10 protein-coding genes and 4 pseudogenes are annotated in these 16,632 nt (G+C 58.5%); 5 read left to right on the top strand and 9 right to left on the bottom strand.

All coding sequences use genetic code 11. The features are described from left to right. Positions 1 to 218: 218 nt before the first annotated feature. From BDOA9_RS36365 to BDOA9_RS36360, 4 genes and pseudogenes are all read right to left on the bottom strand, one after another. The gene (locus tag BDOA9_RS36365) at positions 219 to 3,413 is read right to left on the bottom strand and encodes a Ulp1 family isopeptidase (RefSeq protein WP_244521639.1); all 3,195 of its coding nucleotides are present in this window, start codon (positions 3,411 to 3,413) and stop codon (positions 219 to 221) included. 596 nt (positions 3,414 to 4,009) lie between these two features. Beyond that, a pseudogene (locus tag BDOA9_RS38620) lies at positions 4,010 to 4,300 on the bottom strand (helix-turn-helix domain-containing protein); the annotation flags it as partial. 548 nt (positions 4,301 to 4,848) lie between these two features. Further along, positions 4,849 to 4,999: pseudogene (locus BDOA9_RS38615) on the bottom strand (IS5/IS1182 family transposase); the annotation flags it as partial. Between the two features lie 292 nt (positions 5,000 to 5,291). Then, positions 5,292 to 5,585, bottom strand: a pseudogene (locus BDOA9_RS36360) (transposase); the annotation flags it as partial. 131 nt (positions 5,586 to 5,716) lie between these two features. Here BDOA9_RS36360 and BDOA9_RS36355 point away from each other — a divergent pair. The 5 genes and pseudogenes from BDOA9_RS36355 (at position 5,717) to BDOA9_RS36330 (ending at position 11,938) form a co-directional block, all read left to right on the top strand. Next, complete coding sequence (locus BDOA9_RS36355; protein ID WP_244521638.1) at positions 5,717 to 6,445, top strand: ATP-binding cassette domain-containing protein; 729 nt, start codon at positions 5,717 to 5,719, stop codon at positions 6,443 to 6,445. A 520-nt stretch (positions 6,446 to 6,965) separates the two neighbouring features. Next, positions 6,966 to 7,897, top strand: a pseudogene (locus BDOA9_RS36345) (IS630 family transposase); the annotation flags it as partial. 1,227 nt (positions 7,898 to 9,124) lie between these two features. Further along, positions 9,125 to 9,814 carry a response regulator gene (locus BDOA9_RS36340; protein ID WP_025038824.1) on the top strand — a complete coding sequence of 230 codons (690 nt, stop codon included), beginning with the start codon at positions 9,125 to 9,127 and terminating at the stop codon, positions 9,812 to 9,814. A 26-nt stretch (positions 9,815 to 9,840) separates the two neighbouring features. Then, positions 9,841 to 11,295 (top strand): type II and III secretion system protein family protein, encoded by a 1,455-nt coding sequence (locus tag BDOA9_RS36335; RefSeq protein WP_025038823.1) that lies wholly within the window; start codon positions 9,841 to 9,843, stop codon positions 11,293 to 11,295. Positions 11,296 to 11,305: 10 nt separating this feature from the next. Then, complete coding sequence (locus BDOA9_RS36330) at positions 11,306 to 11,938, top strand: CpaD family pilus assembly lipoprotein (RefSeq protein WP_025038822.1); 633 nt, start codon at positions 11,306 to 11,308, stop codon at positions 11,936 to 11,938. 194 nt (positions 11,939 to 12,132) lie between these two features. Here BDOA9_RS36330 and BDOA9_RS36325 read toward each other — a convergent pair whose 3' ends face one another. From BDOA9_RS36325 to sctQ, 5 genes are all read right to left on the bottom strand, one after another. Beyond that, entirely contained in the window at positions 12,133 to 13,170 is a 1,038-nt protein-coding gene (locus BDOA9_RS36325; RefSeq protein ID WP_025038821.1) for an EscU/YscU/HrcU family type III secretion system export apparatus switch protein, read from the bottom strand. Further along, positions 13,167 to 13,982 (bottom strand): type III secretion system export apparatus subunit SctT, encoded by an 816-nt coding sequence (sctT, locus tag BDOA9_RS36320; protein WP_025038820.1) that lies wholly within the window; start codon positions 13,980 to 13,982, stop codon positions 13,167 to 13,169. Before sctT ends, BDOA9_RS36325 begins: the two co-directional genes overlap by 4 nt. A gap of 648 nt (positions 13,983 to 14,630) precedes the next feature. Further along, a complete protein-coding gene (locus BDOA9_RS36315) occupies positions 14,631 to 14,906 on the bottom strand; it encodes an EscS/YscS/HrcS family type III secretion system export apparatus protein (RefSeq protein WP_025038819.1) in 276 nt (91 codons plus the stop codon). Position 14,907: 1 nt separating this feature from the next. Beyond that, on the bottom strand, positions 14,908 to 15,573 hold the full coding sequence (gene sctR / locus BDOA9_RS36310) for a type III secretion system export apparatus subunit SctR (RefSeq protein ID WP_025038818.1): 666 nt from the start codon (positions 15,571 to 15,573) through the stop codon (positions 14,908 to 14,910). Continuing rightward, positions 15,566 to 16,621 carry a type III secretion system cytoplasmic ring protein SctQ gene (sctQ, locus tag BDOA9_RS36305; RefSeq protein ID WP_042337080.1) on the bottom strand — a complete coding sequence of 352 codons (1,056 nt, stop codon included), beginning with the start codon at positions 16,619 to 16,621 and terminating at the stop codon, positions 15,566 to 15,568. The genes sctR and sctQ overlap by 8 nt, the downstream gene beginning before the upstream one ends. Positions 16,622 to 16,632 lie beyond the last annotated feature (11 nt).

The raw sequence follows: 16,632 nt of genomic DNA, 5'->3' as shown, positions 1-16,632 counted from the left end.
TGTCGGAACGAAGACCCGCGATTCGAGGGAATCGCAAAAATGAATTGCAAGCTTTCCGGCCTACCCAAAAAGCTTGCAATCTCAAACCTCGCTCCGCTCCAAAAACCGACTCCCGCTCAACGGCTTGGAGAGTTCTTCGCGGACGACGAGCTAACTCGATCAGCCGAAGGGAGACGGGACGCACCGAGTCGTCCCAGCGCGTCCTTGCCGGATCGTGGTCAGCCCCTCAATCGTTTTTGCAGTGCCTGCCGATCGATTACGAGATTGGCGAGGCTCAAGTCTGCCTGCCGTCTTCCCGCGAGCCGCCTGACCAGCGCTCGCGTGCCGTCGACCACAAAGACTCCGCAATCATAGCCGTTCCTCTGCTGGCTTATGTGGGAATCTTGCAGATCGGCTCCCACCGCTGCTGCGAGCATTGCTGCAGGTCTGTTATTGTATCCCTGGGCGGAGTCGTAATGATAGGCGACCGGGCTTTCCCGATCGCGACGATCAACGAACAGCAGCGACCAATGGGTGCCGCGGTGATCAGGGTCGGTCGCACTGGCATTATTCACGGGCAGGAACAGGAAGTCGGCGACGTCTGTTCCATTCCGATCAAAGACCATGCGCTGGAAGGCCGATAGCGAGACATCGGGGGCGCCCAAGCGCAGATGATAGTTGGCTATGAGAGGATCCGCGAACCGCGTCCGTGCGGCGAGGTTTGGATTGCTTTCCCGCAACTGCTGCGCCAGGAGCTCGTAGTCCCGCTGGATATGCTCGTCGCCCAGCCATTGCCTGGATTCGAGCACACGTCCGCTGCGGCCGCCGGCAGAGGCACTTGTAGCCGAAGCGCCAATCCGGGCATCCTGATCCGAGGATGGGCGAGGATGATGGATCAGCTGAGCGTCGCGGCGATCTCGCGGCCCCAACACAACGGAGTAGGTCTCACCGTTGATAGAGATCGGCTGGGGAGCCATTCGCGAACTTGGCAGCAGCATTTTATTGTCCAGCACATCGAGCAGGAAATCTGGCACCGGCTGTGAGCCATGCTGCCAATCCTCGCCGACAAGATATCCGACATCCTCGAGCTCTTGAGGCATGCCTGATGGCCCGATGAAGAACGGGGATCTGCCGGCAGGGCTGAGCACTGGTCCTGACTGGGCGTCGTCACGCATCTCCTGCGGTGTGGACGGCAAATCAGTGAATGAGCCGAGACCGCGATAGATGTCCAAGGACCGAGCTGGCGCGCCTTCCGGAGCTGGCCACATACCCACCTCAAAGTCGGACGGCACTCGTGGAGACCAGGTCGAGCTCGATCCGGCCGGTTCCTGCCGACCGGCCTGTCCAAACGGGCCTTGCGGCGTCGGCCACTCACCTGGATCAAAATCGGAAGGCACTCGTGGAGACCAGGTCGAGCTCGATCCGGCCGGTTCCTGCCGACCGGCCTGTCCAAACGGGCCTTGCGGCGCCGGCCACTCACCTGGATCAAAGTCGGACGGCACCCGTGGAGACCAGGTCGAACTCGACCTGGCTGGTTCCTCCGGACCGGCCAGTTCAGATGGGCCTTGCGGAGGCTGAGGGATGGCCACACCCAGCGCTCTGTTTAGCTCGATGACTTGCAAATACTGCCTGAGCTTCTTAAAGCTCACGCTAACTCTCCCTTTGGCTGCGATGAAAGCCCGGTAATCTGCATGCAGCGAGCGTCGCTGCTCATTATTGCCGTTGATTCGCCTCGCGATGCTCTCCTTACCCTCTGTGCGGAGCCAATCACTGAATTTGCGTTGCGCCGACGCAGTATCTTGAATGGTCTTTCTCTTGTGCTGGGAACTCGGGTCGAGCTTGCTCAGCTCTTCGTTGGCGAGACCCTCGATCAGGCCGGCGTCGTCGTCATGAGGCCGAAATCCCTGGGGCTGGAGCCCTAGGTATTTTCGAAGGCGATCGAGCGGGGCTGTCCGCTTTGTGGCTTTGGAGAACGCCGCATAGTCTGCGTTCAATGACGACTGCTGCTCAGCATTGCCGTCGATTCGGTCCATGATGCTCGGCCTGCCCTCCCTTTGGAGCCAATCGCTAAATGAGCGTAGCATGGAAGCCATCGTCGAAACGGCGGCTTTCTCTTTGCGAGTTGCGTCAGATCCAAGCTTGGATAGAGCGTTCGTCAAAAAGTCATCGATGGTCGAGACGTCCTCTGGATGAGCCGACAATGTTTCGCGTCCCATCAGGCGGGCCCCCGCACCGACAGCCTGGAGCCCCTCGGCTCCGATCCTGCGGAGATGAGACAGTGCCGCGCTGAGACGATCACGATCATCGCCGCCAGCTTCGACGTACTCGTCTATGTCGGCGGCAAGCGACCTTGGCTCATTGAAGGCTCGAGTAGTCAGCGGGTCCTTATCCTGGGCTCGGAGCCAACGAGCGAACGTGTTGAGCGCCTGCACATTGGACTTGATCGTAGCGGGGGGAACCCTTCCAGTACCGCGGCCTCTGGTACCATCGGGAGCAACTCTGTAGTCTTTGACGTTTTCCACGAATTGGCGAATCATCCGCTCGTCCTGGGGGTGCATTGGTTGCTCGCGCGTCTCCACAAAAGCTGGGGCTGAGACGGGATTTCCAGCGTGGAAACTCTGCAGCGTTTCCAATGCTCCACCCACATAGTTCCTGCTATTGGCGCTCGCCACCTTCAAGAATTCATCTTTATAGGCTTTCAGCAGATCAGCATTGCTAAGCAAGTCTTTCAGAGTGACGCCTTTGGGTTGGAGGAACTCGCTGAGCATTCGAAGAGCAGCCACGTAGTTCTCGATGGTCTTGGTCTTGCGGTTCGCGCCGCCCAACGCCATCTTGAACTCCTCAATTAGCTCCAGGTCCGCTTGGGACGGGCGACCGCGCTTTGCCAAGTCGATGCGAAGCTCTGAATAGATCTCATCTGTCGGCCCGCCGGACCACTTCGGGCGGTGGCTTCCTCCAAAGACTTTGCCTAGTCCTGATTTGACCCGAGAGAACAGTCCACGGGACTTGTTGTCCTTCGTCCTCGCCGTAGATTGTGCTTCCGAAGGTGCGTAGCGCATGCTGCTGAATCGCCTGTCCCGCAAGTCAGACCGGTAATCATTTGCAGCAGAGCCAAGATGAGCGTGCGGAACATCGACACCGCAACGCGTGCTGCTGAATGAATTATCCCGCACGTCGGACCTGGGCGGCATCCGCATCGAACCACCGATATCCGTACGCTGGATATTTTCAAGCGACCGTGCGGCTGGAGTGTCGGGGGAACTAGTTTCAGGCGAACTATCCTCAGGAGAGCGGAGCTGCAGCTCACCCAATTGCTGCTCAAAGCCAGCTCGATCCGCAGGCTTTGCATCGGCCTCTTGCCGCGCACGCTGCAGCTCCTGCTGCTCGGCGTACCAGCGCATCCAATAGTTCGGATCGTTATAGCTCGATTCCATACCACTCTCCCTAGATGACATGACTATTCATAGCTGCCCAGAGCCACACTCCGGTGCAGAGACCACAGAAACTCCGGCCTAAAAAAACCAGACACCAAGATCACCAAATCGAACAAAAGGACCGTTATCACGCGCCGCTGTGAGCTCGTGCATTACTCACACTTGCTCAGCCTTGGCTGCAGAAGAGCGACCTAGCCTCCTGGGCAACATATGACCGCTCGCCAAACCAAACAATTCAAGAGAAACGAAAGCCAAATACTTGCCCATCCGAAAAGCACCAGCGTGGGACCTTCCTCCTGGGCAAGGCCGCATGCGGCACATCGAGATCGAAAGCAGGCCGTCCCATTGCAATTGGAACACGTTCGGGATTGATACTTGCACTGCATATTCTGCTTCGTCTTCAATTCTTCAGTTCATGTCCTCACATTCGCTACAACCAACCGGATCGTGCCTGCACAGCCACATACTCTAAGGCCCCGAAGAACCTGAAACATTGACGCCTTTCTCGTGATCATGAAGGTTCAGAGCGATAGCGGTAGGTATGATCCAAACTGTACAACCTGACGCCACGTAGACTTCAAGCCCCAATCGCCCTCGCCGCGAGCTTTTTTTTGGCTGGGGTGGCGGGCAGATCGGTCCGCATTCCATTGGGCAGTTATTGCCCGATGCTCCAACCCGCCGCCGCGGGTGGCCGCGTTCCGCCGCAGTTCACGCGAGACTGTCGAAGCAGCCCGCTCCAGGCGACGCCCCATCTCCTGTACGTAATGGCCCTGCAAGCTAACAAGGGCGATTTCCTCGCGTTCAGCCAATGACAGGTATCGCTCGGAGAGCGGCTTCACTAAGATATGAACATCGCTGGTGGCACCGATCCTCAACCATGTCCTCCCACCGAACGCTCATGACAGGCTCTCTACGACACACGTCGTCGAGCCCAGCCTGTGGAATCGATCTCGTGGAGGCTTGGCGGTGCAATCAAGGCATAGATCGCAGCCGCACGCCCTCATCGGAGCCGGCGAAGGTTCAATTTCTTTTGGTCCACGGAGGCGGCCCGTAGCTCGCGATGGGCCGTAATTCTGGGAATATGCAAATTCATCGGTTATCAACAAGAGGGGGTACACTGTGTCCCAGAGGAAATAGTTGATCGCCATGATCGTCTCGTAGTTTTTGGAGAGCTTCGAGCGTTGTTCGAGCAACCATCCCTGCAGTTCAAGGATAAGACTCGGCTGCACTGCTGCGGCACGCGCCGGCGCTCCCGCAGCGCAAGACAATTGATCTCGCGTGCGATGGCGAACAGAACAATAACCAGCTTGACGGCCTCGGCCGCGATGGCGCTCTGGCGAAGATAGCATGCTTCTTGTAGCCGCAAGCTTGTCCACTTCATCCTTCAGCTTTGTCAGCTTCTTGGCAAGCTTTGTCACCTTTGCGGCTAGCGCCTGCACCGGCTCCTGTCGCTTTGCCGTGTCGAGTTGACCGAGATAGCGTGCGATGCTCGACTCCAACTGAGCACGCCGTCGCTCCATCATCGCGCGCGTGAAGTTCCTGTCCCGCTTGTTCACGGCCTTGAACTTGCTGCCGTCGATGGCGACGCCTCGCCATCGCCACAAACTCCATCTCTGGCAACGTTCGATGAGCACAGAGGGGCACGACGCCGACCGCTGGCTCCGCAACCTCAAAGCTCATCTCAGCCAACCGAGCGTATCGACAAATACGTCGCTCACCCGAACAGGGTCGCTCTCGTCAATGAGGTCATCGAAGTATTCGGCTTGTAGCGCCCGCTGTCCACGATCTGCTTCTTCATGAAGCCTCATCAATTCCGCCAGTGACTCACAGAGGAACATAACAGCAGCCAGGAGACCTGCCACTCACCGTAAACCTCATCGACGAGCTTGCGCTTCCGACCAGGCTTCACAGCTTTCGGCGGATCACGTCCTGCAGCATCTCCTTGTCGAGCGACAGGTCCGCCACCAGCTTCTTCAACTTGGCGTTCTCGTCCTCGAGCTGCTTCAACCGGCGCATCTCGGTCGGCAGCAGCCCGTCGTACTTTTTCTTCCAGTTGAAATAGGTCGCCTGGCTGATCCCGGCTTTGCGGCAGATCTCCGCCACCGGGACCCCGTCGTTGCCCTGCTTGAGAATGAACGCCTTCTGGGCGCCCGAAAACTTCGAGACCTTCATCGTTGTCCGCTCCCCCCAGCCGAGGGGATTGACGCAGCGCAACTCTAGCCAAAAATGGTCCAGTTTGCCGGCCTCAGATCAATGGTGGAGCCGCGATTGCTTTGACGTGGAGTTCTACGCGACGGGCCAGGGTGTTCCTCGACCGGGCCAGCGAAGCCGGCCAGGCGAATGCGCGCTTTATCGGCAACGTCTTGAACGCCATAGAGACCTTGCGCCATTTCGGCAGTCATTCCTGGATGAGCCTGCGCTTCACGATGAAGGCGCGAGAAGTCCACGACAACTGGCGAGCTTATGTGGTGCAGCGGGTCGCCTACATCGCTGCGCTCGGTCCCGGCGTGGCGTTACAATTTGCCGTTACGAGTCGACTTCTCCCATCTAAGTACAAAGCCGGCGCAGTAACGATCGGCGATATGCGCTGTTTAACACGCTCCTACTCCAACTCAATATGCCCCTTCGAAATGGTCGCGCGCGCGATCGAACACGTGGCACGCTCGCGCGCCGACCTCATACCTCTCGCCCGTGTGTGGGCGGCATGGCAGGAGCGGTGGGTATCTCATACTCGCGATTTCGTACCCTCGGCCGGCCGGCTGAAATTCGAAGGCGTTGGCTATTTCTACGAAAAAGGCCGCGGTGTTACCAATGTATCGTTTACGGCTACGCACGGCGGCATTACCTTCCTGATCGGCGACACCGGATGCGGTAAATCGACAGTCTTTAAGCCAGCATTGAAATCGATGCGCATCCTGGTTGATGGAACCGATCTCGTTGGGATCGATCGGGCGGACTGGTATGCCGCCGTTGCTGTCGTTCCGCAGGAGACAACCGATCCGCAACCTGAATGCGTTCCATCAAAACAATGAATTTTGCCGAGCATGCCTAAAGACCTCATAGTCGATCGCAATGTATGGAGACCGCATTCAAAATGACGTTTCGCAATCGTCTCTCTCCTCAGCCGGTTGCCGAACCACTTGGCTCGCGCGATCGGCAGTCTGCATTCCGAACGCTAGGTCCTGCGCGTCACATGGTCCCGCGCCCGCTCCGATTTTCCCACTAGTGGCTCTGCACGGTGATTTTGACGGGTTGGGTCCGGCGGTCAGATTAGCTCCGGCAGGAGTTTTGGATCAATGAGGAGCTCGATGCTGCGAGGCGTCCTTGGCTGCCGTCTGATGAGGTCGGCGCGTTCCAGCGTCAGCACCATCTGGGCTGACGCGGAAATATTCCTGCATGTCCGTTTCGGCCGGGGGCCTGCGATGCAGCCGGGTATAGAGGTGGATAAAAGCCAGATACTGCCCCTGCGTGGGCGTGAAGGGTTTTGTCGAAATACTCACGCCGGCCATCCGATTCAGTTGTTCGTGCGTGCCTCGAACGAGGAGGCACGCCATGAATGTACGCGATCGGGTCGAACTCAGCCAGATCGAGCGCACCGAACTGAGGGCGCTGCTCAGCGGCGGCAAGCATGCGTCCCGCAAGCTCAAGCGAGCGCAGATTTTGTTGGCCGCCGATGCCGGGACCAGCGACGAGAGATCGCAAAAAGCGTCGGCCTGAGCGGCTCGACCGTGTATAGGACCAAGCGACGCTTCGTGGAGGGCAATCTGGAGCGGGCGCTGAGCGAAGAGCCGCGTCCCGGGGCGGAACGCAAACTCACGGGCAAGGAAGAAGCCTTGCTGGTGGCGACAGCCTGCGCCAGTCCGCCAAAGGGCCGTGCCCGCTGGACGCTCAAGCTTTTGGCGGGTGCGATGGTCAAGCTCACCGAACACAAGAGCCTGTCGCACGAGACGGTTCGGCGGCGCCTGGCCGAGAATGGCCTCAAGCCCTGGCGCAAAGACATGTGGTGCATTCCGCAGGTCGACGGCGAATACGTCGCCCGCATGGAGGATGTGCTCGCCCTCTATGCCGAGGCGCCCGACTCCAGACGGCCAGTGGTGTGCTTCGGCGAAAGCCCGGTGCAACTCATCGGCGAGGTGCGTCAGCCCATCCCGGCCAAGCCGGGCCAGCTCGAACGTTACGATTACGAGTATCGTCGCAATGGGACAGTCAATCTCTTCGTCCTCCTCGACGTGCATCGTCCTTGGCGCAAGATCAAAGTCACCGAGCGGCGAGCCGCAAAAGATTACGCCCAATGCATGCGTGATCTCGTCGACATCCATTATCCCGACGCCGAGATCATCCGGGTCGTCCAGGACAATCTATCGACCCACTCCGCCGGCGCCCTCTATCAGGCGTTCCCGCCTGCCGAAGCCAGGCGGATCTTGCGACGGCTCGAGTTCCACTACACTCCCAAGCACGCAAGCTGGCTCAACATGGTTGAGTTATGGCGCTAGGCTTGATTGGACGGACAAATGCTCTCGGCCTTGGACAGAGGGCGATTGACCTTAGCACAGCTCGACAGCATGTCGTCATTGCCTCACAAGGAGTCCGATGTTGATGGCGCCGATACAAGAGCCCTGAAAGGCACTTGAATCTCACCCAGCGTCAGATTGTAGGATTTTCGACAGTCTCGCGACAGAATCCACTCGCGTGAACTCTTCCTGACAGGTAGCGACAATTGCGAACGTCTCAGAACCTCAATGCTCGGCCGTTACGGCTTGGGACACTGCTCGACTGCTCAGATTCAGAGCGTGCATCGTTAATCTGCTCTGTGAACGTAAGACGAAGCGCGCTCTTCGCAGCCAGACAAGGATCCAGCGCGCGAGAACAAGACGAGCAATCGCCGTACCAATCACAGGCTGAGTCCAAGCTCGAGACTAGATCGTTCTTGCGCCGTTCAACCCGTCTGACGAAATTGAGCCGGCCTCACGACCTCAGACAATGCGCGACAGCAATGCCAGTCTCTATTTGTCCTTCCTTGGCAGCCTTCGCTCGGCTGGTGCGGAGAAGATCTTGGAAGCAACCGAGCTTCAGGACGGTTGACACCATGTCTGGCCATTACCACCGGCGAGCGAGACAATGTCTAACCCTCCGATGGGCGTGTTGATTGTTTCATCGCATCTTGGCCTTTTACAGCCCGTCGGCCGACGCATAGCGCGTGAACTGTCTTGAACGCGTAAAACTGTATCGTAGTGACTTGACGACACTACAGGCTCAACAGCCCTGCAGGACTGACCGCGGATCAAGACGATTTAGGAGTTCCAATGTCGGTTTTGCAAGTCCGTTCGGCGGCAAGTACAGCCGCTCTCGCCGCTCCGCGAGTTTGGCGCGATCGCCACTGCAGGCGTTCGCCTAATGCATGCAGCCACCGTTATGCTCGGCCCGCAGATGAATCAGCACATCGCGGGGGCTCTCAGCCTCGTGAAAGATTGCAGATCTCTGCCGGCGTAAAGGAGATTGTGAGCTGCGCCGCGAGCTGGAGCCATCCGCCGCAGGCCCCCACCTATCCGCCGACGGCGGACGTGCAGACATTGGCTGCCCTGCCAACAAGCCCGTGCGTATCGCGCACGGGTTTTCGAATTCACGTCAAAGCGGCATCCTCTGGTTCCGCCGATCGTCATGGTCAAGCGTGGCACGCTCAACTCCTGCCGAGGATGGACGAGAGGCGATGAATGCGAACTCTACTGGTTGATCATCATGCGGACTTTGGCCGCGCCGTAAAGGAAGCGCTTCTGAGTTGCGGGTTCGCTGTCGACGTGACGCAGACGCTGGATGAGGCGTCGGCCGCGTTGGATTGCGCGAACTACCACATGATACTGCTCGAATGCTTCTTGCCCGATGGGGATGGTTTGGACTGGTTGAAGCAGCTGCGGCGCGAAGGACGATCAATGCCGACTATGATGATGAGCAATCTCAATGATCTCAGTCGGCGGATTGCGATCTTCAACGCCGGAGCGGATGATTTTCTGCCCAAGCCCGTTTCTATCGACGAGCTCGTTGCTCGCATGCGAGCTATTCTGCGACGATCAACGCAGATGACGGCGCCGGTGGTGACATTCGGGAATCTGCATTTCGATCCGATCGCAAGACAAGTCTCCGTCGGTGGACGAAGACTGAGAATTGCGCGCCGCGAAGTGTGCATTCTTGAACATTTGCTCAACCGCGCGGGCCGTACCGTGCCCCGCACAGCGCTCGAAGAAAGCTTGTATGCATTTGACGACGAGGTCTCGACCAATGCGCTGGAAGTCGGGATTTACCGCTTACGAGCGCATTTGAACCAGGCGGGGGCAACGCTCATGATCAAGACCGCGCGCGGTATCGGCTACACTCTTGAACTCATCGGCGCAGCATCGGCTGCCTAGCAGTCTCACTTGAAAGCAACAATCCCTTGAACGTCGTTAACAATGACACCGGCGCCGATGAGCCGTCGGTGGCCGCCAGCAGCTCGCACTCTGCCGCTTTTCCCCGCCTCTGCTACGCCCTGTGTGCAGTCGCTCTGCTATTTCCACTTGCTGCCGCAGCTCAGGTAAAGCGAGATGGCAAAGGAGAAGCGCCGCGTGCGGCGCCTGGCAGCACCACCGGCACGCTCAACCTTACCTCCTCACAGGGAAAGACGGTTCATCTGACCGGACCGGCTGCGAGCGTTTTTATTGCCGACCCGACCATCGCGGATTATCAGGCGCCGTCGAACACCACGATCTTCGTGTTTGGCAAAAAGTCGGGACGGACTAGCCTGTTCGCCCTAAACGACAACGGAGAGGCTCTCGCCGAGCTGCGTGTTGTCGTCACCCAACCGATCGAGGATCTGCGGGCCACGCTGAAGGCCGAGGTCGGCGACTATCCGATTCAGGTCAGCTATACCCCGCGCGGCGCGATCCTTAGCGGTACGGCGCCTAATGCCGAGGTTGTCGAGACCGCCAGGAAGGTCACTGAGCATTTTCTTGGGGCTGGTGCGCTGGTTGCCAACAAGATCCAGGTCGCCGGCTCATTACAGGTAAATCTCAGCGTACGGGTGGCAGAGGTCTCCCGCACCGCCGTCAAGGATCTCAACATCAACTTCACCGCCTCGAGCCCAAACGGCGCTTTCCTAGTCACCGGCAAAGGGGGAGGGTCCGGCGCAGCCGGCGGCGGCGGCACGATCGGGATTGGGTTTAGCGCCGGCCACACCAACTTGAGCGCTGTTCTGGACGCTCTCGCGAGCGAGCACCTCGCCTCAATCCTGGCTGAGCCGAACCTGACGGCGATGTCCGGCGAAGCCGCAAGCTTCCTCGCCGGGGGCGAATTCCCCATTCCGGTGATGCAGGACAACCGGCAGGTTTCCGTCCAATTTCGTCAGTTCGGAGTGAGCCTTGAGTTCGTTCCGACGGTTCTCAACAATAATCAGATCAATGTCCGTGTGAAGCCCGAAGTCAGCGAACTGTCGAGCGAGGGCGAAGTCAAGATCAATGGCATAGCGGTCCCTGCCCTCTCGACCCGGCGGGCGAGCACCGTGGTCGAGCTCGCCAGCGGTCAGAGCTTTGCAATCGGCGGCCTCATCAGGCGCAACTTCAACACTGATATCGGCGAGTTTCCCTGGCTCGGCGACGTGCCGATCCTGGGCGCGCTTTTTCGCTCCTCATCGTTTCAAAAACGTGAAACCGAGTTGGTCATTATTGTCACGCCCTATATCGTGCGACCCGGACCGAATCCAAACCGGATGAGTGCGCCGAGCGACCGCATCTCACCGCCCTCAGACGCGGGGCGGATTTTGACGAACACGGTTGCCCGGCCGCCGCGAGAGCGCGATGCGCCTCGCGCTAGCGCGCCAGGATTGACCGGCAGCTCCGGCTTTATTATCGAATGAGGATCGCCAAATGACTTTGCGACATCTGTGCTACCCGATCGCTATTGGAGCAACATTGGGGGGCTGCGCAAATACTGCCTCGATCCAGCCCGCGCCGGCTGACCAAGAGATCCAGGTCGAGCAGAAGAGTAGCGTGCTGTTCCTGCAGAGCCTCCGTGGCCCCGAACGGCATCGGCTGCGAAGCTTTATTGCAGCGACCAGTCGCGGCCGGCGGGATGCCCTCCATGTGGGTGTCATCGGCCCACCCAGACTCATTGCACAGGTGGCCCACGAGGCTCGCGCCATGGGCGTTGCCACCTACAACATCCGCCTGTCCGCTTCTCGTGTGGATTTGCCGGCTCGTTCCGGGGTGAGGATCGAAGCGATCACTTTCGAAGCCCATCCTCCGGTCTGCCCCTCGCTCTCCATCGTCGGTCCTACAGTGAACGACAATTCGTTCAATCCAACCCTTGGCTGCTCAGTCCGGAATAACCTTGCGGTCATGGTCAATGAACCTGGCGACTTGTTAGGCAACGACGCTGTCATGCCGACCAGTGGTGATCGTGCAGTGCTTCCCATCACCGCGCGTGGGGCCACGTCGGCGGGCAACAGGAGTAATTTGGAGGATGAAACGCATAACAGGGTTGTGCCAGAAACCCAATAAGCGGCGCATCAGACCCGACCAGCATGAACGTCGGTTGGCTATTCTTGTCCATGTCAGTCTTGGAATCGGCCGACGAGCCTCCAGGATTCGACTCTTTGCTCGATCCTTTCTTGGGATCGTGCAGCTTGCAGATCAGGTTTGGGACAGTTGGGTCGTTGACCAGAGATTTGAGCGCATCGCTGTTTTGTGCGACGCTAAACTAGGCCGGCGGCAAAGACTGCCTTTGCAACCCTCTCGAAACACTCCATCGGAACGGCCTTGCCCATCGCACCTTTTCGGATCAGCTGACGCGCCAACACATGATCCTCGACAATGCTCAGACGTTGGGCGCGCGCCTCCGCCAGTAATTGTGAAGCCGTTTCGCCCTCACCGCGGCACACCAATACCGGGACGCCGGTCTCGCCCCGAACGTAGCGCAGCCCAATCAGCGTCGCTCGCCCCGTCACTATCACTGTCGCCCGATGGACGCCAAGCGGAGACTCGTTCGCCGACTCCCGGCGGAGCCTGCGGTGTTCGCCCTTGATCTGCGGATTACCATCCTGTTCCTTGGACTCGCGCTTGGATTCGCTCTGCGTCATGCGCATGTCGCGCAAGAACAACCAACGCTGAATGAGAAGATCAGCCAAGCCGCCAGTCAGAAGAGCGCCGGCAGCAATCGCGACCAGCACCTTGAGCTCTTTAAAGACAAAACCAAAGCAGCTCAAATCGCAAACGGGCAAGTATACCAGTGCCCTCCAACTTGCGAGCACAGTCAAGACGAGCGTAGCGCCGAGAACCAAAATTTTGACGATAGACTTTCCAAGCTCGACAGCCGACCGCCGGGAGACAATCCGCTTCAGCCCTTTGACGGGATCCAATTTCTCAAAGCTGGGTTTAAGCGGCTCAACCGAAATCGTCAGCCCGCCGCCGGCCAAGACACCGGCCAGAATCGCCGCAACCACCGCCGCACCTAGGATGGGGGCCGCGGCTCCTATAAAAAGGTCCATCAATCCGACCAACGCCTGCCGGACCGCATTGCTGAAGGGCTGTTCCTGCAGCTTGTCGATGAGCCGCACGGCTTCGTCCCATCCGTCTTCGATCGCGCCAGCCCTGAAGCACAGGCAGCCGAAACCAGCGCAAAGGCCTGCCGCGGTCACAAAGTCGGCGCTGCGCGGGCTCTGCCCTTTCTTACGCGCCTCCCTCAGCTTCTTGTGACTTGGTGGAAGGTTTTTCTCTTCGCTCGTGTCGCTCATTTCAAGAACGTTTCGAGCCACTCCAGCACGCCGTTGAACCGAATGATCTCTGCTCCCATATATTCGATCAGGAAGACGGCGTAGCTGACCATAATGATGCCAAAAGCGGCATTCTTAATGGTCGGCGAGAGATCGTTCAGCTTGATTTGCGGCGCAAAGCGCCCGAGCAGCATGAGGGATACGTCGATCAGAAGCAGCAGAGCCAGCACGGGCCCGGCGACCACGAGGGTCGCATGCATGATATGGTCGAGAAGCCCAATAAACTCCATTGCCCCGTGGTGGGTCAGGGGCGGTAGCAGCCGATACACGGGCCAGATCAGATAACTTCCATAGAGGCATCTGACCATGGTCTGCAGACCTCCTGATACAACGAAGATCGTAACCGCGGCAGTCCCGAGAAAGAGCCCCATCGGGGCGGTTTGACTGTGTGTCGCAGGATCGTCCACCTGGCTGGAGATGCCACGCTGGGTATCAATGATGTCACCAACGGCCTGGATGCTCCAAAGTGGTATACTAAGCAGAAACCCGAACAGCAGGCCGATAAATATCTCCTTCAAACCGAGGAGCGAGACCGCAACCATACGGGTGCCCGGATCTAGTGTCTGCAAGCCGTTCCTGATCTGCATCAAGCAAGGCAATCCAATCACAACCGTCGCGCTTGCGCGGATAATCCCGCCAATGTGCGGTCGCGTGAATACCGGAAGAACGAGCATAATGCCGAGGGCCCGGGCCGCGCCAAGACTGGCCGCAACGACGAACTCGACAGCAGTCTGAATCAGAGCTTGCGTCTCGGGGGGCGACAAGGCATCCATTTTGAGTTCAGCTCGTGGTCCCTTCAGCCAATGCAACCGTCGCACTCACGTCGCCATGATCTGAGACGTCAAGAACCCTGCAGATCTCGTGTCCCTGCGGTTGCACAGCGACAGGCCTCCCAAGGCAGATGATTCGGCTTCAAACTATTCATATGACTACAGCCATCCGGCAGAGGTATGACCATTCGATGAGGGCACCGGCGAAATCGCGGGCGGCCTACAAGCCACGCTTCTTCCGCTCTCACCGGCCGCAGCGCGGTTTGGAGATCGGTCTCGAGCGGCACCTTCATTCGCAGGCTCATTCACCAGAATGCCAGAATCGTGGGGCCGCTTGCAATCAAAGCCGTTGCCCGTTGACTTGCGTCGACAACTCGCCGGACTGTGCATCGAGGACCAGGTCTGAGCAAGTAATTCCCTCACATCGTAAGCAAACCTCAATCGAACGGGTAGAAATTCCAAAGCCGTCATTCTTCCTCCGAATACGGCAGGCTCATAGAGCCGAACAGGACAGTTCGGATGTTTATCCGTCCCATAATGGTGAGGCGAGCTTTCGATAAGCTGACGAACTCAACCTTTTGTGGTTCGCAACGAAGGCCAACAAAGGCGACGCTATAGCTGAAACTTAGACAGGCTTGCGTTCCGCGCGCACTAATACCTCGCTGTGAGCGCGGGGAACTCAGTGAAGATATGCTGGGCTTGCTCGATCAGCGGCGCGCTCAGCACCGGAGCAAACAGAACGAGCACGGCGACGACCACGAGGAGCTTCACGGTAAGCGGCAAGGTTTGGTCCTGGAGCTGGGTTGCTGCCTGCACGATGCCAATACCCAATCCGGCCACGAGGGCTGCCAGGAGCGGCGGTAGAACCCAGATCATGAACAGGACCAATGATCGGCTCAGGTGGGTGAGGATGCTGGCCTCGTCCATCTCAGCCCCCCGGGGATGCGTAGCTTAAGACCAATCCGTGCATGAGCCGCGACCAGCCGTCAATTGTGACGAACAGAAAGAGCTTGAAAGGAATGGATATCATTGTCGGTGATACCATTGACATGCCCATGGCCATCAGAATTGTCGTCACAATCAGGTCGATCGTGATGAACGGAAGATAGAGAAGGAAACCGATTTCAAACGCACGCTTAAGCTCCGATATCAAAAAAGACGGCACGAGGATCGCAAAATCATCGGCTGTTGCGTTGGCGCGCATCTCCTCCGACCAGATATGTTCCGTCGACGAGAGGAAGAACGTGCGCTGCTCCTCAGTGGTAAACTTTTTGAGATGGGCGCGCAGCGGCTCGCTGCCTTCCTTGGCGGCGGTCAACCAGTCATCGGCGGTTTGGTAACGAAGTTGCGTATCGGTCACGCGGTTGTAGGTTTGCTCGAATACTGGGGCGCCTATGAACACGGTAAGGATCAATGCAGCACCATACAGAACGATGTTCGGTGGTATGGACTGAGTGCCGAGCGCGTTGCGGATCAGGAAGAGAACGACGGAAACCTTGATGAAGGCCGTTGTTGTAACAACTGCGAACGCCAGCAGGCCAAGACCGGCGGTCGCCGCAACAAGCGCAAGGATGCTCGGTTGAATGTCAACCATTGACCGCCAACTTGCTAAGTAACCGGATGCCCAACGCTTCACCGACACGTACGATGTCGCCGCGGCCGATCAATTGACCATTGGCAACAATGTCGACCGGACCGTCCACCTGGCGGCCAAGCTCGAACACGTGCCCCTCGTTGATGCTCCTCAACGTACCCAGCGGGATGGGCCAGCGGCCGCATTCGAACACAAGCGTGATTTCAACACTGTCGATGTCGGCTTCTGAGGGCGAGATTGCTTGTTCAGCTTGGGGGCTTATCGTCATATTTGCATACCTTAGAGGATGGGACTGCAGGCGGAATGGTCCCCGAAGGATAAGTCTGTCGCCCGCGACCTGCGCCGGCGCCCACAACTTGTCCGCGGCGAGGATGAGCTGGCCATGGGCAAAGGGAATGACCTCGGGCAGCAGTGCGTCGCCGGGCTGTGCTTGGCGAAGAAGCTTGATGGGCGCGCGCAGCGAGCCGATCTCTCCCGCAATTACGACCGGCAATTCCGAAGAAATCTCACCTAACTCTCGCGGTGATTGGCCGATCAACTCGCCTAAGACACGAAACGCAGACGGAACCAGACCGTCAAGAGGCGCGAACAAGAACAGGCGAGCCTTGGCCGCCAGCGGCCCGAAAGTAACGTCGAACTCCAAATAGGGGTCGTTGGCCGTTGCGTCTTCGACCCGGATCAGCTGCAAATTCCGCGCGAGCACGATCTCTAATGCAGCGAGCCACGGTTCCAATGCAAGTTCGAGAAGGAGCGAGCGGGTTGGGTCGGAAGGTAAAGTAAGGCCATACTGGGCCGTTGAAATAAGTGCCTCGACGAGAAGGCGGGGCAAGGACAACACAGCGGTCTCGCCTTCGGCGCAAAATACGCAGTCGAGCACCGACGTGGCATATGGCTCGGCCTGCCAAACAAGCCGGCTCATACGGATCGATAGCGGCTTATCGCCAATGCGGCTCTGCAGAACCGTGCGCGGTGCGGCGGTCTCGTTGAGCCAGGAGACCACTTCATGCGACAGCTTTGCCGCTGGCTGAAATAGTGCGGGTTCACCCATGGCATTTATCG

The organism is Bradyrhizobium sp. DOA9 (assembly GCF_000617845.2).
Lineage (GTDB): Bacteria > Pseudomonadota > Alphaproteobacteria > Rhizobiales > Xanthobacteraceae > Bradyrhizobium.
The sequence above is the reverse complement of the archived record's forward strand: the minus strand, read 5'-3'. Positions and strand labels throughout refer to the sequence as shown.